The following is a 930-nucleotide window of genomic DNA, read 5'->3' as shown; positions in this document are numbered from 1 at the left end:
TTAGTGTCCGATAATGGCGAACATTACTGTTATGTCGAGAAGGCGCCGCTCCTCGTGTGTACGCATTGCGTGCGCGGATGCTCCGGCACGGCGCGACATCGACCAGCACGTTCCGGCACCGAAAATGCCCCGGCCTCGGATTTTGCGGCACTGCGCGGCATTCTCCGGTATGTTCCGAGGAGAGATCCTTCGGGCAGCGGGGCCTGATGAAGGCTGCTACGAAGACGGTGTGATGAACTCAGACTGGTCGAGCAGGCGTAGCCAGCTGCCGACGGACTACCTGCGCGCGGGCGGCGGCACCGTCCTTTGGCGGCGTGGACGTGAGCGCGATGTCGCCGGCTATTAGGGTCGGCAGTGGTGGCTCCTGCTCGAAGCGGGGCGCGTTGGCCAGGCTCTTCTCCCACAGGACCTTGATGGCGGCCCGGCCGACCGTCTGGCTGCCAGGTGGGTAGGTCATGACCGCGTCCTCCTCGTAGAGCGCCGCGATTCCTGCGGCGTCTCCTTCGTTGGCGCGCTCCACGAACAGGCGGGTGAGGTCTTCTGGCCTTCTCTTTGTCTGACATAAAAAGCCCTTCAACGCGAAGTCAGGAATTTTCACTCCCAGTGAACACGATCCCACGCTAGAAGTCCAACAGCTGTCAGTTCTTGGAGCTAGAATCTACAAATATGGAACTCAGGCAGCTAGAGTACTTCGTCGCGGTAGTCGAAGAGGCGAACTTCACGCGTGCGGCCGAGCGTGTGCACATCAGCCAATCGGGAGTCAGCGCCCAGATCCGGCAGCTCGAACACGAGCTGGGAGCCACCCTTCTCGACAGATCTGGCCGCCGGTGCACGGTGACCACCGCAGGCGCGGCTGCGCTCGAACACACCCGTGACGTGCTCGCGTCGGTCAGCGCTCTTCGGCAGGCGGTGGACGACGTGAAGGGCCTA

1 protein-coding gene and 1 pseudogene are annotated in these 930 nt (G+C 62.6%); one reads left to right on the top strand and one right to left on the bottom strand.

What is annotated here, in order from left to right:
• Positions 1-216: 216 nt before the first annotated feature.
• Positions 217-577, bottom strand: a pseudogene (locus AC08OJ_RS19675) (YybH family protein).
• A gap of 89 nt (positions 578-666) precedes the next feature.
• On the opposite strand from AC08OJ_RS19675, the gene AC08OJ_RS19670 reads away from it, so the two are divergent.
• Positions 667-930 (top strand): LysR family transcriptional regulator (locus tag AC08OJ_RS19670; protein WP_476596518.1); only part of this gene is annotated, 264 nt, incomplete at its 3' end.

This window comes from Frankia sp. CgKIO3, from assembly GCF_977946435.1.
This window is presented reverse-complemented; position numbering and strand designations above follow the sequence as displayed.